The sequence below is a fragment of the Maricaulis sp. B-26 genome, assembly GCF_056857855.1.
This window is the reverse complement of sequence record NZ_JBSXNX010000024.1, coordinates 46,149-69,435: the sequence shown is the minus strand read 5'-3', so window position 1 is coordinate 69,435 and position 23,287 is coordinate 46,149. Positions and strand designations below refer to the sequence as shown.

The following is a 23,287-nucleotide window of genomic DNA, read 5'->3' as shown; positions in this document are numbered from 1 at the left end:
CCTACAAACGATAAACACGGGGACCGGACATGCAGCCGCGCCTTAAAAAAGAAAATTATGTCATTGGACCGGATGGTAGCCCTCTCACTCTGGCTGACCTGCCCAATCCGAGCACCCAGCGCTGGGTCGTTCGGCGCAAGGCGGAAGTCGTCGCCGCAGTGCGGGGTGGCTTGCTCTCGCTGGAAGAGGCCTGCTCGCGCTATTCCCTGACCGTGGAGGAATTCCTCGGCTGGCAGCGCTCGATCGACAAGCATGGCCTCGCCGGATTGCGAACAACGCGCCTTCAACAGTACCGCTAAGTCTTCCCGACTGGCGTCAATCGGACGACGGCCCGCCACCACGGCCGTCGTTCGCACAAATAATGTCGAGCGATTTCATGAGCCTGCCACGGTTTCCGGGGCAGGCTCATGACGTATGCATCATCGTTAAAGCCTCGTTTACGAGACCGGTAGGAAAATTCTGCCCAGTGCTTCGCTGATGAAGCGCGGATCCAGAGGGCAGGATATCTCGTGAACGCGTTAATCGAACAGTTCAGAGCTTTCGGGGCTGGTCGCCTGACCGCCATTTTCGGTCTCGCCGTGGGCGTTGCGGCCGCGCTCGTCTATTTCTCCGGTGCGATCGGTGGCGGCAGCCAGGCGTTGCTCTATTCCGGTCTCGAGCAGACGGAAGCGGCCTCCACCGCGCAATTGCTGGACCAGGCCAATATCAATTACGAGATCCGCGAAGGCGGCACCGCCATCTATGTCGACGGCAACCAGGTCGACGAAGCCCGCATACGCGTCGCATCCGGCGGCCCGCTCTCCGGCGCTTCGGTCGGCTACGAGATTTTCGACCGCCAGGACAATTTCGGCCAGACCAGCTTCGTCCAGAACATCAATGCCAAGCGCGCCCTGGAAGGCGAGCTGGCACGCACCATCCAGTCGCTCTCCTTCGTCAATTCCGCCCGTGTGCACCTGAACCTGCCCGAGCGCCGCATCTTTGCGCGCGAACAGCAGCCCTCGACCGCGGCCGTGACGATCTCCTCGACCTCGCGCCTGAACAGCGAACAGGTCCGCGTCATCCGCAATATCGTGGCCAGCGGCGCCGGACTGGAAACCACCAATATCTCCCTCGCCGACGATCGCGGACGCCAGCTGGCTTCCGCCATGGAAGGCGAAAGCGCGACCGGCGCCTTCATGGACGAGCGCCGCGCCGAGATCGAAGGCCAGCTGCGCCAGAACATTCTCGACATCGTCGAAGGCGTCGTCGGACCGGGCGCCGCCCGCGTCCAGGTGACCGCCGAGCTGAACCGCCGCAGCGTCACGCAGAGTTCCGAAACCTTCGACCCGGACGGCTCCGTTCTGCTCTCCCGCGACCGGTCCGAGGAAATCTCCAGCGACCGTGACGGCAATGCCAACCGCGTCTCGGCATCCGAGAACCTTCCCGGTGGCGAAGCGGAGGACCCTTCCCAGCCGGCCAGCGTCTCCACCCGCGAGACCTCCAACGAGACCGTCAACTACGAACTGTCCAGCACGACCCGGACGGAAGTCATCGAGGCCGGTTCGATCGAGCGCCTCTCCGTGGCCGTCGCGGTCGACGGCATCGTCGAAGTGCAAGAGGACGGCAGCACGGTCTGGCGCGAGCGTCCGCAGGCCCAGATCGAGCAGATCGAGGCCCTCGTCCGTTCTGCCATGGGCTATGTCGACGAGCCGGGCGTGCGCCAGGACGCGCTGACGGTTCGCCAGATGGAGTTTGCCCGGACCGATCCGCTGCTGGGTACGCCGGCTGCGAGCGGGATGAGCTTCACCAAGTCGGACATCATGCGCGCCGCCGAAATCTTCGTCCTCTTCGTCACCGCCCTGCTGATCATCTTCCTGGTGGCTCGCCCGCTGGTCAAAGGCGCAAGCGGCGTAGCCATGCCGAGCGGTCTGGCGCTCGCCGGCGCCGGCGCGGCTCCGCAGATCGAGACAGCGCCCGCACCCGCAGCCCTGCCCGCGGCGGAAAGCCCGGCAGCCCTGCCCGCCGGTGCTGGCGGCGGCGGTCTGAACGACAAGATCGACATCGAACGCATCGACGGACAGGTGAAGGCCTCCTCCGTCAAGAAAGTCGCCAACATCGTCGAATCCCACCCGGAGGAATCCATTTCCATCCTCCGTACCTGGCTGCATGAGGCGTAAGTACGAGCATGGCCGAACGCAAGACCATCGATGACCCGAACAAGCTGACCGGCCCGGAAAAGGCCGCGGTCATGCTGCTGGCTCTGGGCGAGGAAGAACACGGCCTGTGGGAACACCTCGACGAAGAGGAAATCCGCGAGGTTTCGCAGGCCATGTCGAATCTCGGCTCGGTCTCCTCGACTGCCGTCGAGCGACTGATCGTGGATTTCGTCGGACAAATGTCCTCCACCGGTTCGCTGATGGGCTCCTTCGAGGCCACCCAGCGCCTGCTCAACTCCTTCCTGCCCGGCGAGAAGGTCGAGTCCATCATGGAAGAGCTGCGCGGTCCGGCCGGGCGCACCATGTGGGACAAGCTGGGCAATGTGAACGAGGTCGTCCTCGCCAATTATCTCAAGAACGAATACCCCCAGACCGTGGCCGTTGTTCTGTCCAAGGTGAAGTCGGAGCATGCGAGCCGCGTGCTCGCAGCGCTGCCGGAAGACTTCGCCCTGGAAGTCGTCACCCGCATGCTCCGCATGGAGCCGGTGCAGCGCGAAATCCTCGACCGTATCGAGGAAACGCTGCGCACCGAATTCATGTCGAACCTGGCGCGCACCTCCAAGCATGACAGCCACGAGATGATGGCCTCGATCTTCAACAATTTCGACCGCCAGACCGAGAACCGCTTCCTCGCGGCGCTGGAAGAGCGCAATCGCGAGAGCGCCGAGAAGATCCGCTCGCTGATGTTCGTCTTCGAAGACCTCTCGAAGCTGGACCCGGGTGGTATCCAGACGCTGATGCGGGCGATCGACAAGGAACAGATGGCGCTGGCCATGAAAGGCGCGTCCGACAGCCTGCGCGATCTCTTCTTCTCCAACATGTCCGAACGCGCCGCCAAGATCATGCGCGAAGACATGGCGGCGATGGGCCCGGTCCGCCTCAAGGATGTCGACCAGGCGCAGCAAAGCATCGTCTCCATGGCCAAGGATCTCGCGGCCAAGGGCGAAATCATGCTCGCCGATGGCGGCGCCGACGACGAACTCATCTACTAGGGGCTGGCCGAACATGAATCCGATCAAATTCGATTTCGACACAGAGTTCGACGAAAACGGCCAGATCCTGCGCGAGGGGGAGAGCTACAAGCGCTTCTTCACGCAGGAGGACGTCGATGCCGCCCGCATGTGGGGCGTCGAGGAAGGCCGCGAGATGGAAGAAGGCCGCTGCGCGCAGTCGCTGCAGGCCATCGCCTCCCAGATGCAGCTCATCCTCGCCCGTCTCGCCCACGAATCAGACGCGCTGCGTCAGGAGGCGGCCGGCCTCGCCATCGCCGCCGCGCGCAAGATCGCGGGCAAGGCACTCGAAGCCTACCCCCTCGAAACCATCGAGGAAGTGGCCCGCGAAGCGGTCCAGGACCTGCGCTCGGAACCGCGTCTTTCGGTGCGCTGCGCGCCGGACCTGGTGGAAATGCTCGCCGAGCGCCTGGAAACGACTGCGCGCGATGCCGGTTTCGAAGGCGCCATCCGGGTGCGCGGCGAAGACGGGATGGCAGGCGCCGATGTCCGCCTGGAATGGGGGAGCGGCGCGATCCAGCGCAGCGCCGACGAAATCGATGCCCGTCTCAACGACGTGGTGGCGCGCTGGCTGGAAGCCACGCCCGACGAAGATGACAGCACCGACACCGCACCCGGCACATCCGCCGGCGTGTCGGCCGCGTAAAGGAGGCCTGAATGGCTGACGAGAACAATTTCGACCTGCCCGAGCTGGACGACGGCTCCCAGCTGCCGGTGGAAACCGAGCAGCATGGCAATGAGGCGATGATGGAAGAGGAAGAGAAGGCGGCGGCCGACCTGGCGCCGGTCTTCGAGGTTCCCGTCAACATCTCCGCCGTGCTCGGCAAGGCCCATATCGACGTGAATTCGCTGCTCAAACTCACTTCCGGCTCGGTCGTCGAGCTGGACCGCAAGATCGGCGAAGCCATCGACATCTATGTGAACAACCGGCTGGTGGCCCGCGGCGAAGTCGTCGTCGTGGAAGATCGTCTGGGCGTAACCATGACGGAAATCATCAAGGACGGGGACTCGGCCTAACGGGCCGTGGAGAGGACGGAGCTCACCATGCGTATTCTGATAGTCGGAAGCCTCGGCGGACAATTGCACACCGCCACCAAGATCGCCCTCGACCGGGGCGCGAAAGTATCCCAGGTCGACACGATCGAGCAGGCCACGGCCCATTTGCGGGCCGGCCGCGGTGCCGACCTGCTCATGGTCGACCTGTCGCTCGACGTGCAATCGCTGATCGAGGCGAACGAAGCCGAGCGCATCACGGTTCCGGTCGTCGCCTGCGGCGTCAATGTCCGTCCGGAAATGGCCGCGGCCGCGATCCGTGCCGGCGCCAAGGAATTCATCCCGCTGCCGCCGGATGCCGATCTGATCGCTGCGGTGCTGGAAGCCGTGGCCGACGACGAGCGCCCGATGATCGCCCGCGACCCGTCCATGCAGGCCGTCATCCATCTCGCCGACCGCATCGCCGGTTCGGATGCCTCCGTCCTGATCACCGGCGAAAGCGGTGCCGGTAAGGAAGTGATGGCGCGCTACGTCCACTCCAAGTCCAAGCGCGCTGCGGCTCCCTTCGTCTCCGTCAACTGCGCCGCGATCCCGGAAAACCTCCTGGAAAGCGAACTCTTCGGTCACGAGAAAGGCGCCTTCACCGGCGCTATCGCCCGCCGCGTGGGTAAATTCGAAGAGGCCGATGGCGGTACGCTGCTGCTGGACGAAATCTCCGAGATGGACGTCCGTCTGCAGGCCAAACTGCTGCGTGCCATCCAGGAACGCGAGATCGACCGCGTCGGCGGCACCAAGCCGGTCAAGGTCAATATCCGCATCCTCGCAACTTCCAACCGCGATCTGCGCAAGGCTGTCGCCGAAGGCCATTTCCGCGAAGACCTTCTCTTCCGCCTGAATGTCGTGAACCTGGCCCTGCCGCCGCTGCGCGAGCGTCCGGCCGATATTCTCGCCCTGGCCGAACACTTCACGCGCAAGTATTCCGCCGCCAATGCGATCGACGAGCGGCCGATCTCTGACGCCGCCAAGACGCAGCTGCTGGCGCGCGAGTGGACGGGCAATGTCCGCGAACTGGAAAACGCCATGCACCGTGCCGTGCTGCTGGCATCCGGCCGCGAGATCACGCCCGACGCCATCCGCATGCCGGACGGGTCCGCCTTCACGGGTTCGGGCAATAATATCGCCCGCCAGGCTGCGGACGCCGCCCAGTCGGTCCAGACCGACATGATCGGCCGCACCGTGGCCGAGGTGGAGCAGGACCTGATCCTGAACACGCTCGACCATTGCCTGGGCAACAGGACGCATGCCGCGAACATTCTCGGCATCTCCATCCGCACCCTGCGCAACAAGCTCAAGCTCTATTCGGAGCAGGGCGCCGACATCCCTGCGCCGAACCAGCCTGCATCCGGCGTTTCCGTAGCCTGATTGGATAGATAGTGGCCGACACCGCAGCCTCCGAAACCTCCGCCTCCCGGGCGAGTGGATTTGATGCCCGCGCCTTCCTGAACCGCGTCCTCAAGGGGGACGTGGCGCTGGCTGTCGGCATTCTCGGCATCCTCGTGATGCTGCTTCTGCCCATGCCGCGGATGCTGCTGGACATGTCGCTGGCCATCTCGATCTCGATCGCGGTTCTGGTGCTGATGACGGCCCTCTTCATCAAGAAGCCGCTGGAATTTTCGGCCTTCCCGGCCGTACTGCTGATCACCACCCTGCTCAGGCTGGGCCTGAACATCGCCTCCACCCGCCTCATCCTCTCGCGAGGTCACGAAGGCACGGACGCAGCCGGCGAGGTCATCGAGGCCTTCGGCGCCTTCGTCATGCAGGGCAATGTGGTCATCGGTGTCATCGTCTTCTCCATCCTGGTGATCGTGAACTTCGTGGTCATCACCAAGGGTTCCGGCCGTATCGCGGAAGTCGCGGCGCGCTTCACCCTGGACGCCATGCCCGGCAAGCAGATGGCGATCGATGCCGATCTGTCAGCCGGCCTGATCACCGAGGACGAGGCCCGCAAGCGCCGCGCGGAACTGGAAGGCGAAAGCAATTTCTTCGGCGCCATGGACGGTGCCTCGAAATTCGTCCGCGGCGACGCCATGGCCGGCCTCATGATCACCGGCATCAACCTGATCGGCGGTATCATCATCGGCGTGGTCCAGTCCGGCATGACCTTCCCGGACGCCGCCAGTGCCTATTCCACCCTGACTATCGGCGACGGCCTGGTCTCCCAGATCCCCGCCCTGATCATCTCCGTGGCCGCCGGCCTGCTCGTCTCCAAGGCGGGCGTCGACGGGGAAGCCGACAAGGCCGTGTTCGGCCAGCTGACCGCCAACCCGCAGGGTCTGGGCCTGGTCGCCGGCGTGGCCTTCATGGTCGGCATCCTGCCGGGCATGCCCTTCATCCCCTTCGCCCTGATGGCGGCGGGTGCCGGATCGCTGGCCTGGATGAACCGGGATATCGTCGAGCGAAAAGCCCAGGCGGAAGCCGAGGCCGCGGCGGAAAAGGTCGCCGAGGAAGCCGGCGAGACCTCGCCGGAAGACGCGCCGATCGAGGACAGCCTCGCCATGGACGAGCTGAAGATCGAGCTCGGCTACGGCCTGCTGCCGCTGATCAACGATGTCGACGGCCGCAAGCTGACCGACCAGATCCGCGCACTGCGCCGCTCGCTCGCCGAGGAGATGGGCTTCATCACGCCGGCCGTGCGCATCATCGACAACATGGCTCTGGGCAATCAGGAATACGCCATCCGCATCAAGGAACTCGAAGCGGGCCGCGGCGAGCTGCAGCTTCACAAGCTGCTGGTCATGGATCCCGTCGGCGCCCAGATCGACATGCCCGGCGATCACGTCAAGGAGCCGACCTTCGGCCTGCCCGCGACCTGGATCGAGGAAGGCCTGCGCGAGGAAGCCACCTTCCGCGGCTATACCATCGTCGAACCGGCCGCCGTTCTGGTCACGCACCTCACCGAGCTCCTGCGCGAGAACATGGCCGACCTGCTCTCCTATGCCGAGGTCGAGAAGCTGTTCGATAACCTCTCCAAGGAACACAAGAAACTGGTCGACGATATCGCGCCGGCGCAGATCAGCCGGGCCGGCATCCAGCGCATCCTGCAATCGCTCATCAAGGAGCGCATCTCGATCCGCGACCTGCCGACCATTCTGGAGGGCATCGCCGAGGCCAGCGCCACGACCACGCATCTCGACGCCATCGTCGAACATGTCCGCAGCCGTCTGGCGCGCCAGATCTGCTTCGCCAACCGTGCCCACGACGGCAATCTGCCGGTCCTGGCGATGGGCCCGCAATGGGAGCAGGCTTTCATGGAAGCGCTGATCGGCGAAGGCGAGCGCAAACAACTCGCCCTAGCCCCGACCAAGCTGCACGAATTTGTGGAAGCTATCAGAAACTCTTTTGAAACCGCATCAGCACAGGGTCATGTTCCTGTACTGCTGACGAGCCCGCTGATTCGTCCGTATGTGCGCTCGCTGGTGGAGCGTTTCCGCCCGCAGACCGTGGTGATGTCGCAGAACGAGATTCACCCGAGTGCACGTCTGAAAACACTGGGCCATGTCGGCTGAACCCTTTGACCCCGCAAGTGATCTGAGCCATGCGCCTTAAGACCTTCGCCGCCCAATCCCTGACTCAAGCCATGGCGGATGTGCGCCGTGAAATGGGTCCCGATGCGGTGATCATCGCAACATCCGACGGCCCCGAGGGCGGCGTCCAGGTACGTGCGGCCGCGGAAACGACTTATATGCCCGAACCGGCCGAGCCCGTTCGCGAGCGCTCCGAACGCCTCAATGAGGAACAGGAGATCGAGCGGGGCCTGCGCGAGGACAGCGATCTGGACCGCGTGATCCGCGCGCTCGGCTTCCACCGGGCACCCGGCGCGGCGGCCCAGGCCCTGATCCGCTCGGCTCACGATCTGACGGACGGTCACGCGGTGTCGCGCCTCGCCCACGCCATCGAGTCCCGCTACACGTTCCAGCCCATGCCGGCCATTCCGGAACATCCTGTCCTGTTCGCGGGAACGCCGGGCGTCGGCAAGACCTCGGCCCTGGCCAAGACGGCGGCGCGTGCCATCACCGCCGGCGCCAAGCCGACCCTGATCTCGTGCGACGGCGAACGCGCCGGCGCCGACGACCGCCTCGAATCCCTCGCCCGCCGCATGGGCGCCGGCTTCAAGACGGTCGACGACCCGCGCGAAATGGTCGATGCCGTGGCGGAGCTGACCGGTCCGGTGCTGATCGACAGTCCGGCCGTCAATCCGTTCGAGCTCGACGATCTGGACATGACCCTCGCCTTCGCCGACAGCGCCAGCGCGGAGATCGTCTACGTCTTCGATGCCGGCCTGACCCCGGAAGACGCCGAGGACGCCGCCTCGCTGTTCGCCTCGATCGGCGCCAGCCGGGCCATTCCGGTCAAGCTGGACTGCGCCCGCCGTCTCGGTGCCATCCTGGGCGTCGGCGAAACGGGACTGGCCTTCGCACAGATCTCGTCCACCCCCTTTATCGGCGGCGGTCTGGCACCGGCCACCCCGCTGCGACTTGCCCGCGTCCTGATCGAGGACCGCGACACGCCCTTCGAAGAGGATGAGCTATGAAAATCGCTTCCGCGCCGCAGGATCATTCGGCAGGCCGCATCCTCGCCATCGCATCCGGCAAGGGCGGGGTCGGCAAGACCATGCTCTCCATCGGCATGGCCCGCGCCTTCTCGCAGATGGGCGAGCGCACCCTGCTCATGGACGGCGATCTGGGCATGGCGAATATCGACGTGCAGCTCGGCCTGCAGCCGCGTGCAGACATCACCACCGTGCTCAACGGCAAGATCTCGCTGGCCGATGCCGTCTGTCCGGCCATGGGCGGCGCCACTGAAAACGGCGGCTTCGACGTGATTTCCGGCCGTTCCGGATCCGGCGCGCTGGCCAATCTCTCCGGACCGGGCCTGACCAAGCTGGCGACCGGCGTGGCGGCGCTGTCGCTCTCCTACGACCGGTCCCTGCTCGATCTCGCCGCCGGCGCGGACCGGGCGACCATTCGCCTCGCCCTGACGGCGGACGACGTCATCATCGTCATCAATGACGAGCCGACCTCGCTGACCGACGCCTATGCCTTCGTGAAGACGCTGCGCCTGCACGATGACGGCGCCAGCCCGCTCGTGGTGATCAACAACGCACCCAGCCAGGCCGCGGCCCACGAGGCTTTCAACGCCTTCAAGAAGACTTGCGAAAGCTTCCTCAGCTTCACGCCGAAACTGGCGGGCATCATCCGCAAGGACCCGGCCGTGCCGGCCGCCATTCGCGCCCAGACCTGCGTCTCGCTGCGCTCGCCCAATTGCGAGGCCTCCAAGGACCTGCAGGCCCTCACGGGCACTCTGGCGCGCGGACGGGAAGCCGCCTAAACTCCCCGCAGGGGGAAATAGTTCATGTTGTACGATACGTTCGGGGAGCGTCTCGCCGCCGGCTTCACGCCGTTCGACTGGTGGCTGATCATCGTTCTGTCTCTGGTGGCCGCGCTGATCATGCGCAAATGGGCGCAATGGCCCGGCGCCGCAGCCATCGCCTTCATGGCCGATGCGGCCGCACCTTTCTTCTACGAGTTCATCGACCGCTGGGCGACTGGTGTGCCGCTCGATTTCGCATTTGATATCGGATTTGAGATCGCCTACTCGAGGCTCGACGACAGGGGCGGAATAGTCATCCTGATGCGGCTGGCCATCTACATGATCTCGATCGGCGCCATCTACTGGGCCAAACGCCGCTACGGGCGCTGATGGACGGGGCCGCAGCCCCCGAGTGATGGAGCAGACTGCATGACCGCCAATCACCAGGGCGCCTGCCTCTGCGGCGCTGTCCGGTTCGAGATAGTGGGCGAGTTCGAGAGCTTCTATCTGTGCCATTGTTCGCGATGCCGGAAGGATACCGGCTCGGCTCATGCGGCGAACCTCTTTTCGACTTCGGCCAAGTTGGAATGGCTGGCGGGGCGCGATCATGTAAAGACGTTCCGGCTCGACGGCACACGGCATCAGAAAAGCTTTTGCGAGGCGTGTGGGTCTGCGCTGCCCGGCGCGCAGATGAACGGCGCCCTGCTCGTCGTCCCCGCCGGGTGCCTGGACACGACGGTATCGATCTCACCGACAGCCCATATCTGCTGCAGCGATCAGGCTGACTGGGAAGCCCGGCTTGCCGGTGCGGAACGTTTCGACGGCCTGCCCGGCTGACATGGCGTCGCGGGTTCGACGGTTCGATCTGCTCGATCTGGCTATTCAGAAAAACCTGGCGTCGGGAAAGGCCGGCATCGCGGCTTTGCAGTGGTGGATATCTATGCCCGCTGGCGGCCGTTAGCTGCGTCGGGGCTCAGTCTCAAAGCCGGTATCGAGAATGTGCGCGATGAAGACTTCGAACGTCGTTTCGCAGGCGTGAGCGTGCCGGGACGTGCAAATCTCTTCGATATCAGCTGAACGCAGGAATCCTAGCGCCTACCCCTCCACCTTAGCCGGTCAGTGCGACCGGCGGTGGTGGCGGATGGTGGCGATCTCGTCGAGCTCTTCCTGTTCGGCAGCCCGCATGGCCTGCTGGGCATGAGCCAGCCGGCGCTCTTCGAGAAGCTCGTACTTCTTGAGCTCCTGATAGGCCTCGGAGAGGCGGTCGCGCAGGGCATCGGCCTGAACCTCGACCTCGTCGAGCGACAGCCGGATGTTTTCCTTCCGCTTGATCACGGCCTGGGCATAGGAACCGTAGGCGATGAAGCCTTCCTTCGATTCCGTCGCGGCAGCCTGTTCTTCCGGCACCGACGCTTCGAGGCGCTCGATCTGACCGATCAGGGCGCTGCGCGAGCGATCGAGCTCGGCCATCTGTTTCTGCAATTCCTCGACCTTGAACCGGGCCAGCCGGATCAAGGGTTCATGCGATCGGCTCATGTCCGCACTCCTTCACCACCACCACTCAGGATCTGCGACAGCGTGGCGAAGGTCGTCGGAATATCCGCCGCCTCGTCTTTTCCCTGCCCCAGAAATGCTTCCAACGGATCGTTGAGAGCAATCGCCCGGTCCACGGCCGGGTTGGATCCCTGGGAATAGGCTCCCAGACGAATCAATTCTTCCATGTCGGCATAGGCCGACAACAGCTTGCGCGCCTCCGCGACCAGCGGCCGCTCGTGTTCTTCATAGACTTCCGGCGCGGTCCGGCTGACGGATTTGAGCACGTCGATCGCCGGATAGCGGCCGCGTTCGGCGATCGCCCGGCTCATCACGACGTGACCGTCCAGGATGCCGCGCACGGCGTCGGCGATCGGTTCGTTATGGTCGTCGCCATCCACCAGCACGGTGAACAGGCCCGTGATCGAGCCCTGCTTGCCGCCATCGGTCCGCTCGGGACCGGGACCGGCCCGCTCCAGCAGACGCGGCAGCTCGGCAAAGACGGACGGCGTATAGCCGCGCGTGGTCGGCGGCTCGCCCGCGGCAAGGCCGATCTCGCGCTGTGCAAGGGCAAAGCGGGTCACACTGTCCATCAGGCAGAGGACGTCCAGGCCCTGATCGCGGAAATACTCGGCCGCGGTCAGGGTCAGGTTCGCAGCCTGCCGGCGCGCCAGGGCCGGCGCGTCGGAGGTTTCGGTAATGACGACGGACCGGGCGCGGCCCTGCGGACCAAGCACGTCGTCGACGAATTCGCGGGCCTCGCGGCCCCGCTCGCCGATCAGGCCGATAACGATGACGTCGGCATCGCAGGCTTGGGCCAGCATGGACATGAGCACGGACTTGCCGACGCCGGAGCCGGCGAAAATGCCGAGCCGCTGGCCGCGGCGCATCGGAACGAATGAATTGAGCACCCGCACACCCAGGTCCAGCCTTTCGCCCAGACGGGCCCGACCATGGGCACTGGGCGGGTTGCCCTTCAGCGGATAGGGCACATTGCCTTCATGGAGGGCGGGGCCGCTATCGAGCGGACGGCCGAAACCGTCGAGCACGCGCCCGAGCCAGTCTTTGGACGGGCGGACACGCGCGGCTTCCGGCTGCAGCAGAGCCTTGGCACCGGGGCGGACGCCCTCGAGCGGACCGAACGGCATCATCAGCGCGGTCTCGCCGCGGAACCCGACGACTTCGCATTCCGCCGGACCATGAGACGTGTCGATCGTGACGCGTGCGCCAAGAGAAAGGCCGGCTTTCGGCCCCTCGGCTTCGACGAGCAGACCATTCAGCGCCGTCACGCGTCCTTCCAGGACACGCTCGTCGAGACGCTCAATGCGATCGATCAGGGTCTGCATCATGCGGCTTTTCCGCCTTTCGGGATGTGGCGTTTGCGCCACGTTCACGATGACAATACCGGACTGCGGTTGCTCCGACGTAAACGGGCGGCAGAATTTGCAGCGTAAATTGGTGACGATTCCCTGGCACCCGGACTCCGATTCCTAAAGTGAGTCTCGATACGATCGAAAAGAGATGTGGAAAAAAATGCCGATCCGGAACGCCGCCATTTCGTCTTGAATCTCGCGCGCCAGCAGGGATTTCCGGGCCATTTTCCGGAATACTTTATGCGCGGCATATTTGATAATTGCGAGGATTCACGCCCTTTCTCATGCCGGAACCCGCGCGTTAACCCCTGATTGGTTAACGTGATTTGCGAATCAACATCGCGAGCAAGAATTCGCTATCCTGACGATTCCGGACTGCGGTCAAGGCGCAGTTAACTTTCGTTAAGGGTTTCCGCCTAGCGTCCAAATAAGGTTAATCACGAGGTGAGGCCGGGCGGGACTGATTCGCCCGGGTAGCGAAAACCGGAGGCGAACCATGCGGGTTCTTCTTATCGAGGACGATCGGGCAACCGCACAGTCCATCGAACTCATGCTGAAGTCCGACGGCTTCAACATCTATACGACCGACCTGGGCGAAGAAGGCGTCGATCTGGGCAAGCTGTATGATTACGACATCATCCTGCTCGATCTGAACCTTCCGGACATGCCGGGCTTTGATGTGCTGAAGACGCTTCGCATGTCGAAGATCGACACGCCGATCCTGATCCTTACCGGCAATGCCGATATCGATAACAAGGTGCGCGGCCTCGGTTGCGGTGCGGACGACTATATGACCAAGCCGTTCCACAAGGACGAGATGATCGCGCGGATCCACGCCATCGTGCGCCGTTCGAAGGGTCACTCCCAGTCGATCATCCGCACGGGTTCCATCGCTGTGAACCTCGACGCCAAGACGGTCGAAGTGGAAGGCCAGCGCGTCCACCTCACCGGCAAGGAATACCAGATGCTCGAGCTGCTCTCCCTGCGCAAGGGAACGACGCTCACCAAGGAGATGTTCCTGAACCATCTCTATGGCGGCATGGACGAGCCGGAACTGAAGATCATCGACGTCTTCATCTGCAAGCTCCGCAAGAAGCTCGCCGCTGCCACCAATGGCGAACACTATATCGAGACGGTCTGGGGCCGCGGCTATGTGCTGCGCGACCCGGTTGAGGAAAAGGCATCCGCCTGACCGGCCTCACTCTCGACCAGATCAAGCCCGGGCTTCACGGCCCGGGCTTTTTCATGCGCCTTTTCACGGCACGAGCGGATACGAAGTAGCCCCGCCGGATCCGGCGGGGCTTTTCCTTGATGATGAATACCGGGCTTATGCCGCTGCGGACTTTGCGGTCTCGATACGGCCGTACAGGCCGCGGCGGCCTTCGACCGGCTTGAACTCGGACGACAGGCCGACGACGGTTTCGGCGGCCCCCATGACGAGATAGCCGTCGGCGGCCGTCTGCGACGCGAGGCGCCCGAGCACCTTCTTCTTCGTATCCGCATCGAAATAGATCAGCACATTGCGGCAGAAGATGACGTCGAACGTGCCGAGCGAGGAGAAGCTCTCGAGCAGGTTCTGTTTCTCGAACCGGACCATGGACCGGATATTCGGCTTGATCCGCCACTGGTCGCCATTCTGTTCGAAATGCGTGACCAGTCGCTGGATGGCGAGGCCGCGCTGGACCTCGAACTGGGAATAGACGCCGGCCTTGGCCTTCTCCAGCACGCGCGGCGCCATGTCGGTCGCTACGATATCGACCTTGAGATTGCCGAGACGGGCGCGCTCTTCCTCGAGGATCATCGCCAGCGAGTAAGGCTCCTGACCGGAGGAGCAGGCCGCGCACCAGATGCGCAGCGAACCGGTCTTGCCGCGGGCCCGCGAGAGCACCGGCAGGACTTCCTGCTTGAAGAGGTCAAACGGCGTGTTGTCGCGGAAGAAAAAGGTCTCGTGCGTCGCCAGCGCTTCGGTAATGCCCCACAGCAGGCGACCGCTGCCATCGCGGCGGGCGGCGGCAATCAGCGCCTCGATAGAGGGGAAGCCTTCCGCACGCGCCAGCGGCGCCAGGCGGCTTTCGAGCAGATAGCCCTTGTCCACGGACAGAACGAGGCCGGACCGCTTGTAGGCTTCTTCAGCCACGTAGAGGATATCGTCTTTCTGGATCATCTTTACAGCCCACCCTTTGCCCGGCGCACAATATCGGGTCCGACCTCGGAAAGAGGCAGGATCGCGTCGGCCAGTCCCTCGGCCGCGACGGCACCCGGCATGCCCCAGACGACGCTCGTCGCTTCGTCCTGGGCCAGCACGGTGCCACCGGCATTACGCAGAATACGGGCGCCCTCGCGGCCGTCATGACCCATACCGGTCAGGACGACGCCGAGCGCCGTGCCCCCCGTGGCCTCGGCGACCGACTGGAAAAGCGGGTCGACGGCCGGGCGGCAGAAATTGATCGGCGGCGTCTGGTCGAGCACCGCATAGAAACCACCCGCGTCCTTGCGAATGGTCATGTGAAAATCGCCGGGCGCGATATAGACCTTGCCGGGCGCCAGGCGCTCGCCGTCTTCCGCTTCCTTGCACGCCAGCTTTCCGGCCTTGGTCAGGTGTTCGGCGAGAATGCGCGTGAACAGCGCCGGCATGTGCTGGGCGATCACGACGGGCGCGGTCAGGTCGGCCGGGAAACTGGCGACGACATCGCGCAGCGCCTGCGGACCACCGGTCGAAGATCCGACGGCGATCAATTGAGGACGCCCGGTCTTGCGCGCAGCAGGACCACGAGATACCGGCGGGCGGGCCGCCGGAGCGGCTGCCGGGCGCGCCGGAGCCGGACGCGGCGCCGGTGCCGTAATCGTCCGCGCCTGCGGCTGGGCCGGCGGCGCGATATCGCGGCTCGTGGGAACCGGCGGGATCGGGCGCGGCGCGAGCGCCTTCAGCTTGGAAAGAAGGTCGCGGCGGAACTCCTCGGCACCGGCGAGACGGCCGGCCTGGGGTTTCGGCGCATAATCCGCGGCGCCCATGGAGAGGGCGCGGATCGTCACTTCACCACCGCGGCGCGTCAGCGTCGAAGCCATGACGACCTTGGACCCCGGAACAGCCTTGAGAAGCAGCGGAAGCGCTTCCAGACCGTCCATTTTCGGCATCTCGACGTCGAGGACGATCAGGTCGGGCTTCAGTTCCTCGGCCTTGCGCAAGCCCTGCTCGCCATCGACGGCAGCCCCTGCAAGGACGAGATCGGGATCTTCATCGACCCAGCGCGTCATCAGTCCACGGGCGACCGCGGAGTCGTCGATGACCAGCACTTTTGCGATGGGGGTCGCGGAGGCCGCCTTGGCGAGTTCCGGCATGAGGAAACTCCCCTAGGAGGCGCGAAGCAGACCGGTCTGCTGAAATTTCGACTCGATGATGTCGCCGTCGAAAGGCTTCATCACATACTCGTCCGCGCCGGCGCGCAGGGCTTCCGTGATGTGGGCCATGTCGTTCTCGGTCGTGCAGAACACGACGACCGGCTTGTCGCCGGCATCCTCCCGGCGCAACGCCTTGACGAAGTCGAGCCCGTTCATGACCGGCATGTTCCAGTCGAGCAGAACTGCATCCGGCATCTGCTCGCGGCACGCCTCGAGCGCTTCGGAGCCATCCGCAGCCTCGACGCAATTGAAGTCGAGCTCTTCGATAATTTTGCGGGCGACCTTGCGAATAACGCGGGAGTCGTCCACGACCAGGCAGGTTTTCATCCCCGGACCCTCTCTCTTAGGCTGCCACTTCGGCTTTGTTTCCGGCCGTACCGATGACAGCGGACACGTCGAGCACAGCCAGCAATTCCTTTTCGAGCCGGTGCACGCCCTTGACCATGGACCGCCAGCTCGCATCGACATGGGCCGGGACCGGTTCAAGCTCCGCACGCGGACGACGAAGCACCTCGCCGACACTATCCACGATGAGTCCGAAGATTTCGCTACCACGCTCGACTCCGAGCGCCATACCGCTTTCGGTGGTCTCCCGCGGCGGCAGGCCGAGCCGGCGGCGCGCGTCGATCGCCGTTACGATACGGCCGCGCAGGTTCAGCAGGCCCGCCACTTCGGCCGGCGCCTGGGGCACCGACGTCACGGATTGCGGGGCAAAGACTTCCCGGATCGCATCGACCGGGGCGCCGAAGAGCTGATCGCCGATACGCACGGAGACGTATTCGTTGATGGCCTCGGCGCTGAGTTCGGAAGAGTCGCTGTTATGCGTGGTCATGCCACTTTCTCCTCTTGGGAAAACTCGTCCAGGGCAGCGATCAGGGCGCCACGGTCGGAACGCGGCAGAACGCGCGTCAGGCCTTCGCCCTGGGTGTCGTCCGGCCAGTCGGTCACGGCCAGAGCCGGCAGATCGACCCAGAGGCCTTCCGCGCGGATACGCTCGAGCGCACCCGGATCGCCGACCAGAGCGTCGAACACCTCGCCGCCTTCGGCGATTGCCCGGATTTCGTGCATGCCGCCGGACGGCGTCACGTCATAGCCCGCAGCGGCCAGAAGCGGCGCGATCATGCGGCGCGCGAAGGCGTCGGCGTCGACCAGCAGGATCTTGCGGCGGCGCTTGGCCGAACGGCGCTGGATTTCACCGGCGCGGGACTGGTCGAGATACCAGGCGATGTCGACCACGTCGGTCGCCTTGCCCTTGATGATAGCCGATCCGATGACACCCTGCTTGTCGGAGCTCATCTGGAGATCGACGCGCTCTTCCACGACGTCGACGATTTCGTCGACGGCCAGGCCGATCGCCGTGTGATTTTCGGCGAAGACCAGCACCGGCTGGCGCGCGCCTTCTGCGCAGCTGATTTCCGAGCCGAGCGGCACGATCGGCATGAGGCGTCCGCGATACTGGACGACCTGGCGGCCATTCGTGCTCTCGATGGTTTCCGGATCGAATTCCTCGAGTCGCGTGACCAGCGAGAGCGGCACGGCCTTCGGCTCGACGCCGCCGGCACGCACCAGCAGGAGACGCTGGGTCTCGACGGCTTCCGCCATGCTCGCGGCACCCGCATCGATCGACGCCTCCTCGTCCATCGCGGAGACGATATCTCCGGCGAGGCCGTTCGGGTCGAGGATCATGATAACGGACCCGTCGCCGAGGATGGTGGCGCCGGAATAGGCGTTCACGCCGCGCAGGGATTCGGAGAGCGGCTTGACCACGATCTCCTCGGTATCGAGGACATTGTCCACGACGAGGCCGACATTGCGTCCGCCCGCATCGAGCACCACGACGAAGCCGGTTTCGTCGTCACCGCCCTGATAGCCCTGCCCGACGCCAAGAACCTCGTGCAGGTCGACGATCGGCATGAGCCGGTCGCGCAGGCGCATGACATAGGCACCATTGAGGTTTTCAACCGTGTGCTCGGACCCGGCGCCGACCCGGACCAGTTCGCGCACGGCGAGCTGAGGGATCGCGAAGCGCTGCTCGTCGCAACCGACGATCAGGGCCGAAACGATGGCGAGAGTGAGCGGGATCTTGATCGAAAAATGCGAACCCTTGCCGGCAGTCGAGCTGACGTCGATGACGCCACCGATCTGCTCGATATTGGTACGCACCACATCCATGCCGACGCCGCGGCCGGAGAGATTGGTGACCTTGGCGGCGGTCGAGAAGCCGGGCGCGAAGATGAAGCGATGAATCTGCGCTTCGTTCATGCGCTCCAGCTCTTCATGGGTCGTCAGACCCTTTTCGAGCGCCTTTTCGCCGATGCGCTGGGTGTTCAGGCCCTGACCGTCATCGGCGATGGAGATGATGATGTGACCGCCTTCATGATAGGCGGACAGCTTGATCGTACCCTTCTCGGGCTTGCCGGCCTTGACGCGCTGTTCGGGCGTCTCGAGACCGTGATCCGCGGAATTGCGCACCATGTGCGTCAGCGGATCCTTGATCAGTTCGAGAACCTGGCGATCCAGCTCGGTCTCATTGCCGTCCATGACCAGCTCGATCTTCTTGCCGAGATCGGTGGACACGTCACGGATGATGCGCGGCAGTTTGCGCCAGGCATCGCCGATCGGCTGCATGCGGGTCTTCATGACGCCGTCCTGCAGCTCGCCGGTCACTGCGGACAGGCGCTGGAGCGGACCCTTAAGTTCGTCGTCCTCGAGGCCGCGGATCGTCTGCATGAGCTGGTTCCGGGTCAGAACGAGTTCCGACACGGTTGTCATGAGCGATTCAAGCACGTCGACGCCGACGCGAACCGTCTGCTGCACGCGCGGACCGCCTTCGCCGGTCGCCGCATCGGCGCCCTTCAGCTCGGCCATCGCGCTCTGCAGCGCCTCTTCCTTGGACATGTCGGCAGACAGGAAGTCGCTGGCCGGCGGCGGGGCAACCGCGTCGTCGACTTCCGCGCTCTGGAAGGCAGCTTCGAGTTCGGCCGCCGAGACTTCGCCCGGGCGCAGCTCACGGCCCAGCTCCGGATCGAAATCTCCGACGCCGAGATGTTCGTCGGACGCTTCGTTTGCAGCAGCCGGATCAGCATCCTCTTCGGAGGTCGCATTCTGGAAAGCCGCTTCGAGATCGGCGAGAGACACTTCGCCCGGACGCAGTTCACGGCCGAGATCATCGTCCCAGTTTTCCGGCTTGGCCGGCTCGCTCTCGGCGCCGGACGCATCTTCGAGACGCCCCATTGCCGCATCCTCGAGGCGCGAGATCAGCTCGGCATCATCGCCCACCGGTTCGGAACCGGTTTGCTCGAGGGATTCGAGCAGCAGCTTGATCTGGTCGATCGCCTCCAGCACCAGCGTGACCATGGGCGGCGACACGGTCAGCTCGCCGTCGCGGAACTTGCCCAGCAGCGTTTCGCCGGCATGGGCGACCGCTTCCAGGCGCGGCAGTCCGAGGAAGCCGCAGGTTCCCTTCACTGTGTGCAGAAGTCGGAAAATATTGTCCAGAATAGCCCGGTCTTCCGGATTATTCTCGAAACGCACCAGTTCCGCGTCGATGACGTCCAGGCTCTCCGCCGTTTCCGTCAAAAACTCACTGATGAGATCGTCCATAGCATGCCCCGTACGGTTCCTATTCAACCGCAAAGTGGCAGGCCTTGGTTAACGGAGAGTTCGCTTGGGGCAGGAGAATTCGCCCAGAACGATCATAGGATATTATCAGTGCAGACAGGTCAGCCGATCATGCCTTCAGGGGCAGCGACGAGGGCCACGAATTCGATTCGCTCGCCGTCTGCCATGGCGCTCACACGGCCGCCATTGCTGCGCGCGATCAGACCCGCGTAATAGGGCTGGATCGAGCGGCCGTCGAAGCCGGTTTCCGGTGCCTCTCCATCCAGAGCGGCCTCGGTGGCCGGGTCCAGACGCGCCCGTTTGCCCTCCGAGACGATGCGTAACCGTGCACCGCCGCCGGAGTTCGCGGCCTCGACCGTCACAGTGCCGCCGCGCGGGGCGGCTTCGACGCCGAGAATGACGAGATTGAGCAGCAGACGCGCCGCCTGCTTTTCAAGACCGGCCGTCTCGACTTTCCAGACGACGTCCGGCTTTACCGCCGAAAACATGGCTTCGGTTATGCGCTTGAGGTCGCGCGTGTCCAGAACGCCCGGCGCCGAACCGCCGGCGCCGAATGCGAGACGCGAGAATTCGAGCTTGGCCTGGGCCTGCCGGGAACTTTCCCGGACCAGCTCCAGCGCATCATCGTGCATGTCCGGCGATTCCTCGTCGTCCAGCACGGACAGCGCCGCTCCGAGGGCCGACACGGGGCTGACAAGATCATGGCAGAGCCGCGCGCACAGCAGCGCAGCAAGTTGGTCGGCGGCCAGTTCGGCGGGCGTGTCATCAAGCATGTGTTTACCGATACACGATTCTCGGCTTGTCAGCCGCCTTTTCACACTCAGACGCGTGTGCCCGCGGTAATAACCGTGGAAAGGACTTGGCAACCGGATCAGTCCAAGACATGATTCGTTCCCGGCTCAGGGGGACAGATCCGGCAACGCCCGGAATGCCTGCCAGGCGATCGCACCGCGATCGGAATTGAAACGATGGCGGCAGACCGGACGGCGCGGGATTTGCTTGGTACCCATTTGACACGATGTGTCTTCAATAGCTGACCGGAGTAATGGACACCGACATGTCCGGATTTGACGTATCCCGTGCCGATTCCCACCGCACCCGCGGTCTTGTTGTATTTGCCAGCCTGACGCTGTCCGCGGCGCTGCTCGCCGGCCTGCTGACCAGTGGCGAACAGGTAAGCGACGCCTCGCCGATCGACGCGCAGGCCTGGAGCGCTCCGGAAACCGGGATCGTCCAGGCTGCCGCCCCGCGCGAGCAGGCGCCAGCGGTCACGATAGAGTCGGCGGCGCCCGAAACCGCGCCGGTTGCAGCCGCATCTCCGTCAGCCCACGCACCGGTGGCCACGGATCCCAATACGGATCCGGTCATGCCCTGGCCGGCAGCGACGGACCCGATCGCGCTCAATGACGCCGCCTTCAGCGATTGCGTCAATTGTCCCACCCTGATCCAGTCCGAACATCGCGTACCGCGCGGCGGCACGCTGGCGGGGGTGCTGGACAATGCCGGCGTCGACCGGACCGAAGCCAATCGCGCCATCGCGGCACTGGGTACGGTCTACGACCTGCGCTCGCTGCGAGCCGGCGAGCAAATCCGGCTCTATTCAGAAGTTCGCACCAATGCTGAAGACGAGTCCCAAACGCGCCTGAACGGTCTGTCCTTCCGTCCGGAACTCGAACGATCCATCACGGTCGCCCGAACTCCCGAAGATGCGTTCCGCGCCCGCGAGACGATCGCCGAGTTCGATCGTGAAATGGCCCGGGCCACCGGTTCGATCACCAGCTCGCTCTATGTCGACGCCCTCAATGCCGGCGCGACCGATCGCGTCGTCGTCGAGCTGGCGGGCGTACTTGCCTACGCCATCGACTTCCAGCGCTCCATCCGCGAAGGCGACGAGTTCGATATCGTTTTCGAACGCTTCATCGACGACGAGGGCGATGTCGCCCGGACCGGCGATATTCTCTATGCGCGCTATGACGGCCGCGGCGAGCCGAAGGAATTCTTCCGCTTCGAAACGCCCGACGGCATTATCGGCTATTACAGCGGCGACGGCGCCAGCGCCCAGCGCCTGCTCATGCTGACGCCGATCAATGGCGCACGTCTCTCCTCGCATTTCAGCCGCGCCCGCCGTCACCCGATCCTCGGCTATACGCGCCGCCATAACGGCACGGACTTCGCGGCGCCGCGCGGCACGCCGGTCTATGCCGCCGGCAATGGTGTCGTCGAGCGTGCCAACCGGTTCGGCAGCTTCGGCAATTACGTCCGCATTCGTCACGCCAACGGGTACCAGACCGCCTATGCCCACCTGAACGGATTTGCGCGCGGCATTCGCGCCGGCTCCCGCGTGACGCAGGGCCAGGTCATCGCCTATGTCGGCACCACGGGCCGCTCCACCGGCCCTCACCTGCACTACGAGGTGCATCACAATGGCACTCCGGTGAACCCGATGACGCTCGATTTGCCCACCGGCCGTCAGCTCAATGAAGACGAAATTCCGCTCTTCGAGGCCGAGCGCGACCGCATTCTCGCCATCCGCGACGCCGCGCGTCCGGCTGCCGAGGAGGATGCGCCGGTGATGGCCGATGCCGGGACCGGTGCCCAATAAGCGCTGATTGACGGGACATCCCGAAGGCACTAGTGAAGCGGCGGGTCAGGAGATACCCGCCGCTCGCAGGCCATTGGCCCTGGTGAAATCTCCGTTTCGAGATTGTCTTGCCCAAGTCACGTAAGCGTGCGGCTGGATGGCAATGCGAGCCCCACCCGATATCCGCATGCATTACAGGCATGAGGCAAACATGACTCACCCCGTCCTACCGTCCCTCGACACGCTCAAGGCACAGGCAAAAAACTTGCGCCGGGCCCTGGAGAATGAGGGCAATTTCATCTCCCACAGCGAGGCGCTGGAACTGGTCGCGCACCAGCACGGCTATCGCGACTGGAATACGGCCCACGCGGCGGCCGGAAACCGGCCCGCCCCCCCGCTCGCTATCGGACAGCAGGTCCGCGGCCGGTATCTCGGCCAGCCCGTACGCGGCGAGATCATCGCCCTGCAGCGGATCGGCGACGGTCATCACTACAGGCTCACGCTCGACCTCGACGAAGCCGTGGACGTGGTGACCTTCGAGAGCTTCTCGGCCTGGCGGAAGCGCATCAATGCGACCGTCGATACTAAAGGCCGTAGCGAGGCGAAGACATCCGACGGACGGCCTCACCTGGCGCTGGCCCTCTAGGTCACTGTCACAGAACTGTCGTTGTATTCTGCACCGGCGAACCATATGACGTCCGCGACCTCGGCTCGCGGACGTCTCGCCATGCTTACAATCCTGATCCTCTGCACCGGCAATTCGGCGCGCTCCATTATCGGGGAAGTGCTGTTCCGCGACCTCGGCGGCAAACGCCTCACCGGTCTGTCCGCCGGCTCCGATCCAAAAGATGAACCGCACCCTCAGGCCCTGGCGACGCTGGCAGCGCACGGCCATTCGGTCGACGGTCTGAGCTCGAAACGCTGGGACGTGTTTGCGAAACCCGGCGCGCCTGAGATCGATGCGGTCATCACCGTCTGCGACAGCGCGGCCGCCGAGACCTGTCCGGTCTGGCCCGGCGCACCCGTGAGCGCCCATTGGGGCCTGCCCGATCCCGCCGCGGTCGCGGATCCGGACGCGGCGCGGATTGCGTTCGAGACCACCTATCAAACCCTGCATTCCCGCATCCGCTTGCTGATCGACGCGCTGGACGGCGATGATCGCGAGGCGCTCGCCAGCGCGCTGGATGCCCTGCCTTCACTGGAGCGCTGAAC

At 64.5% G+C, this 23,287-nt stretch carries 23 protein-coding genes; 15 read left to right on the top strand and 8 right to left on the bottom strand.

The genetic code is table 11. The annotated features are described in order from the left end of the window. Nucleotides 1–29 precede the first annotated feature (29 nt). From sciP to AC13HB_RS10900, 11 genes are all read left to right on the top strand, one after another. A complete protein-coding gene (sciP, locus tag AC13HB_RS10950; RefSeq protein ID WP_482949791.1) occupies nucleotides 30–299 on the top strand; it encodes a CtrA inhibitor SciP in 270 nt (89 codons plus the stop codon). Nucleotides 300–509: 210 nt separating this feature from the next. Further along, entirely contained in the window at nucleotides 510–2,156 is a 1,647-nt protein-coding gene (gene fliF, locus AC13HB_RS10945) for a flagellar basal-body MS-ring/collar protein FliF (protein WP_482949790.1), read from the top strand. Between the two features lie 8 nt (nucleotides 2,157–2,164). Next, nucleotides 2,165–3,187 carry a flagellar motor switch protein FliG gene (gene fliG, locus AC13HB_RS10940; RefSeq protein ID WP_482949789.1) on the top strand — a complete coding sequence of 341 codons (1,023 nt, stop codon included), beginning with the start codon at nucleotides 2,165–2,167 and terminating at the stop codon, nucleotides 3,185–3,187. Between the two features lie 13 nt (nucleotides 3,188–3,200). Next, nucleotides 3,201–3,851: a FliH/SctL family protein gene (locus AC13HB_RS10935; RefSeq protein WP_482949788.1), complete on the top strand. Its 651-nt coding sequence runs from the start codon at nucleotides 3,201–3,203 to the stop codon at nucleotides 3,849–3,851. Nucleotides 3,852–3,949: 98 nt separating this feature from the next. Further along, nucleotides 3,950–4,222 (top strand): flagellar motor switch protein FliN, encoded by a 273-nt coding sequence (fliN, locus tag AC13HB_RS10930; RefSeq protein ID WP_482949878.1) that lies wholly within the window; start codon nucleotides 3,950–3,952, stop codon nucleotides 4,220–4,222. Between the two features lie 27 nt (nucleotides 4,223–4,249). Continuing rightward, nucleotides 4,250–5,620 carry a sigma-54-dependent transcriptional regulator FlbD gene (flbD, locus tag AC13HB_RS10925; RefSeq protein WP_482949787.1) on the top strand — a complete coding sequence of 457 codons (1,371 nt, stop codon included), beginning with the start codon at nucleotides 4,250–4,252 and terminating at the stop codon, nucleotides 5,618–5,620. A gap of 11 nt (nucleotides 5,621–5,631) precedes the next feature. Beyond that, a complete protein-coding gene (gene flhA / locus AC13HB_RS10920) occupies nucleotides 5,632–7,764 on the top strand; it encodes a flagellar biosynthesis protein FlhA (RefSeq protein ID WP_482949786.1) in 2,133 nt (710 codons plus the stop codon). 29 nt (nucleotides 7,765–7,793) lie between these two features. Next, the gene (locus tag AC13HB_RS10915) at nucleotides 7,794–8,789 is read left to right on the top strand and encodes a flagellar biosynthesis protein FlhF (protein WP_482949785.1); all 996 of its coding nucleotides are present in this window, start codon (nucleotides 7,794–7,796) and stop codon (nucleotides 8,787–8,789) included. Continuing rightward, nucleotides 8,786–9,586 (top strand): nucleotide-binding protein, encoded by an 801-nt coding sequence (locus AC13HB_RS10910; RefSeq protein ID WP_482949784.1) that lies wholly within the window; start codon nucleotides 8,786–8,788, stop codon nucleotides 9,584–9,586. Before AC13HB_RS10915 ends, AC13HB_RS10910 begins: the two co-directional genes overlap by 4 nt. A 24-nt stretch (nucleotides 9,587–9,610) precedes the next feature. After that, a complete protein-coding gene (locus AC13HB_RS10905; RefSeq protein WP_482949783.1) occupies nucleotides 9,611–9,958 on the top strand; it encodes a hypothetical protein in 348 nt (115 codons plus the stop codon). Between the two features lie 39 nt (nucleotides 9,959–9,997). Next, nucleotides 9,998–10,405 carry a GFA family protein gene (locus tag AC13HB_RS10900; protein WP_482949782.1) on the top strand — a complete coding sequence of 136 codons (408 nt, stop codon included), beginning with the start codon at nucleotides 9,998–10,000 and terminating at the stop codon, nucleotides 10,403–10,405. Between the two features lie 279 nt (nucleotides 10,406–10,684). On the opposite strand, the gene AC13HB_RS10895 is transcribed toward AC13HB_RS10900, so the two are convergent. Both AC13HB_RS10895 and fliI read right to left on the bottom strand, forming a co-directional pair. Beyond that, nucleotides 10,685–11,104: a flagellar FliJ family protein gene (locus tag AC13HB_RS10895; protein ID WP_482949781.1), complete on the bottom strand. Its 420-nt coding sequence runs from the start codon at nucleotides 11,102–11,104 to the stop codon at nucleotides 10,685–10,687. Beyond that, nucleotides 11,101–12,447, bottom strand: coding sequence for a flagellar protein export ATPase FliI (fliI, locus tag AC13HB_RS10890; RefSeq protein WP_482949877.1), 1,347 nt, complete (start codon nucleotides 12,445–12,447; stop codon nucleotides 11,101–11,103). Before fliI ends, AC13HB_RS10895 begins: the two co-directional genes overlap by 4 nt. A gap of 523 nt (nucleotides 12,448–12,970) precedes the next feature. On the opposite strand from fliI, the gene ctrA reads away from it, so the two are divergent. Further along, nucleotides 12,971–13,666: a response regulator transcription factor CtrA gene (gene ctrA, locus AC13HB_RS10885; protein ID WP_482949780.1), complete on the top strand. Its 696-nt coding sequence runs from the start codon at nucleotides 12,971–12,973 to the stop codon at nucleotides 13,664–13,666. Nucleotides 13,667–13,801: 135 nt separating this feature from the next. Here ctrA and AC13HB_RS10880 read toward each other — a convergent pair whose 3' ends face one another. From AC13HB_RS10880 to chpT, 6 genes are all read right to left on the bottom strand, one after another. Further along, a complete protein-coding gene (locus tag AC13HB_RS10880; RefSeq protein WP_482949779.1) occupies nucleotides 13,802–14,638 on the bottom strand; it encodes a CheR family methyltransferase in 837 nt (278 codons plus the stop codon). A gap of 2 nt (nucleotides 14,639–14,640) precedes the next feature. Beyond that, on the bottom strand, nucleotides 14,641–15,813 hold the full coding sequence (locus tag AC13HB_RS10875) for a protein-glutamate methylesterase/protein-glutamine glutaminase (protein ID WP_482949778.1): 1,173 nt from the start codon (nucleotides 15,811–15,813) through the stop codon (nucleotides 14,641–14,643). A gap of 12 nt (nucleotides 15,814–15,825) precedes the next feature. Next, nucleotides 15,826–16,200, bottom strand: a complete 375-nt coding sequence (locus AC13HB_RS10870; protein WP_482949777.1) for a response regulator — start codon at nucleotides 16,198–16,200, stop codon at nucleotides 15,826–15,828. Between the two features lie 16 nt (nucleotides 16,201–16,216). Further along, on the bottom strand, nucleotides 16,217–16,705 hold the full coding sequence (locus AC13HB_RS10865; protein ID WP_482949776.1) for a chemotaxis protein CheW: 489 nt from the start codon (nucleotides 16,703–16,705) through the stop codon (nucleotides 16,217–16,219). Next, nucleotides 16,702–19,476, bottom strand: a complete 2,775-nt coding sequence (locus tag AC13HB_RS10860) for a hybrid sensor histidine kinase/response regulator (RefSeq protein WP_482949775.1) — start codon at nucleotides 19,474–19,476, stop codon at nucleotides 16,702–16,704. Before AC13HB_RS10860 ends, AC13HB_RS10865 begins: the two co-directional genes overlap by 4 nt. Before the next feature lie 119 nt (nucleotides 19,477–19,595). Continuing rightward, on the bottom strand, nucleotides 19,596–20,267 hold the full coding sequence (gene chpT / locus AC13HB_RS10855; RefSeq protein ID WP_482949774.1) for a histidine phosphotransferase ChpT: 672 nt from the start codon (nucleotides 20,265–20,267) through the stop codon (nucleotides 19,596–19,598). Between the two features lie 284 nt (nucleotides 20,268–20,551). Here chpT and AC13HB_RS10850 point away from each other — a divergent pair, with 284 nt between their 5' ends. From AC13HB_RS10850 to AC13HB_RS10840, 3 genes are all read left to right on the top strand, one after another. Beyond that, entirely contained in the window at nucleotides 20,552–22,096 is a 1,545-nt protein-coding gene (locus AC13HB_RS10850; RefSeq protein ID WP_482949773.1) for a peptidoglycan DD-metalloendopeptidase family protein, read from the top strand. A 190-nt stretch (nucleotides 22,097–22,286) separates the two neighbouring features. After that, nucleotides 22,287–22,721 (top strand): glyoxalase superfamily protein, encoded by a 435-nt coding sequence (locus AC13HB_RS10845; RefSeq protein ID WP_482949772.1) that lies wholly within the window; start codon nucleotides 22,287–22,289, stop codon nucleotides 22,719–22,721. A gap of 45 nt (nucleotides 22,722–22,766) precedes the next feature. Beyond that, complete coding sequence (locus AC13HB_RS10840; protein ID WP_482949771.1) at nucleotides 22,767–23,285, top strand: arsenate reductase ArsC; 519 nt, start codon at nucleotides 22,767–22,769, stop codon at nucleotides 23,283–23,285. Nucleotides 23,286–23,287: the final 2 nt, after the last annotated feature.

Excerpts from the sequence above, each read along its gene's own strand:
- ctrA (WP_482949780.1), top strand. The coding sequence starts at position 12,971 with ATGCGGGTTCTTCTTATCGAGGACGATCGGGCAACCGCACAGTCCATC.
- AC13HB_RS10900 (WP_482949782.1), top strand. The coding sequence starts at position 9,998 with ATGACCGCCAATCACCAGGGCGCCTGCCTCTGCGGCGCTGTCCGGTTC.
- sciP (WP_482949791.1), top strand. The coding sequence starts at position 30 with ATGCAGCCGCGCCTTAAAAAAGAAAATTATGTCATTGGACCGGATGGT.
- AC13HB_RS10895 (WP_482949781.1), bottom strand. The coding sequence starts at position 11,104 with ATGAGCCGATCGCATGAACCCTTGATCCGGCTGGCCCGGTTCAAGGTC.
- AC13HB_RS10850 (WP_482949773.1), top strand. The coding sequence starts at position 20,552 with ATGTCCGGATTTGACGTATCCCGTGCCGATTCCCACCGCACCCGCGGT.
- fliN (WP_482949878.1), top strand. The coding sequence starts at position 3,950 with ATGATGGAAGAGGAAGAGAAGGCGGCGGCCGACCTGGCGCCGGTCTTC.
- AC13HB_RS10880 (WP_482949779.1), bottom strand. The coding sequence starts at position 14,638 with ATGATCCAGAAAGACGATATCCTCTACGTGGCTGAAGAAGCCTACAAG.
- AC13HB_RS10935 (WP_482949788.1), top strand. The coding sequence starts at position 3,201 with ATGAATCCGATCAAATTCGATTTCGACACAGAGTTCGACGAAAACGGC.
- AC13HB_RS10875 (WP_482949778.1), bottom strand. The coding sequence starts at position 15,813 with ATGCCGGAACTCGCCAAGGCGGCCTCCGCGACCCCCATCGCAAAAGTG.
- AC13HB_RS10845 (WP_482949772.1), top strand. The coding sequence starts at position 22,287 with ATGACTCACCCCGTCCTACCGTCCCTCGACACGCTCAAGGCACAGGCA.
- AC13HB_RS10910 (WP_482949784.1), top strand. The coding sequence starts at position 8,786 with ATGAAAATCGCTTCCGCGCCGCAGGATCATTCGGCAGGCCGCATCCTC.
- AC13HB_RS10905 (WP_482949783.1), top strand. The coding sequence starts at position 9,611 with ATGTTGTACGATACGTTCGGGGAGCGTCTCGCCGCCGGCTTCACGCCG.
- fliI (WP_482949877.1), bottom strand. The coding sequence starts at position 12,447 with ATGCAGACCCTGATCGATCGCATTGAGCGTCTCGACGAGCGTGTCCTG.
- flbD (WP_482949787.1), top strand. The coding sequence starts at position 4,250 with ATGCGTATTCTGATAGTCGGAAGCCTCGGCGGACAATTGCACACCGCC.
- AC13HB_RS10840 (WP_482949771.1), top strand. The coding sequence starts at position 22,767 with ATGACGTCCGCGACCTCGGCTCGCGGACGTCTCGCCATGCTTACAATC.
- chpT (WP_482949774.1), bottom strand. The coding sequence starts at position 20,267 with ATGCTTGATGACACGCCCGCCGAACTGGCCGCCGACCAACTTGCTGCG.
- fliG (WP_482949789.1), top strand. The coding sequence starts at position 2,165 with ATGGCCGAACGCAAGACCATCGATGACCCGAACAAGCTGACCGGCCCG.
- AC13HB_RS10870 (WP_482949777.1), bottom strand. The coding sequence starts at position 16,200 with ATGAAAACCTGCCTGGTCGTGGACGACTCCCGCGTTATTCGCAAGGTC.
- AC13HB_RS10915 (WP_482949785.1), top strand. The coding sequence starts at position 7,794 with ATGCGCCTTAAGACCTTCGCCGCCCAATCCCTGACTCAAGCCATGGCG.
- AC13HB_RS10865 (WP_482949776.1), bottom strand. The coding sequence starts at position 16,705 with ATGACCACGCATAACAGCGACTCTTCCGAACTCAGCGCCGAGGCCATC.
- AC13HB_RS10860 (WP_482949775.1), bottom strand. The coding sequence starts at position 19,476 with ATGGACGATCTCATCAGTGAGTTTTTGACGGAAACGGCGGAGAGCCTG.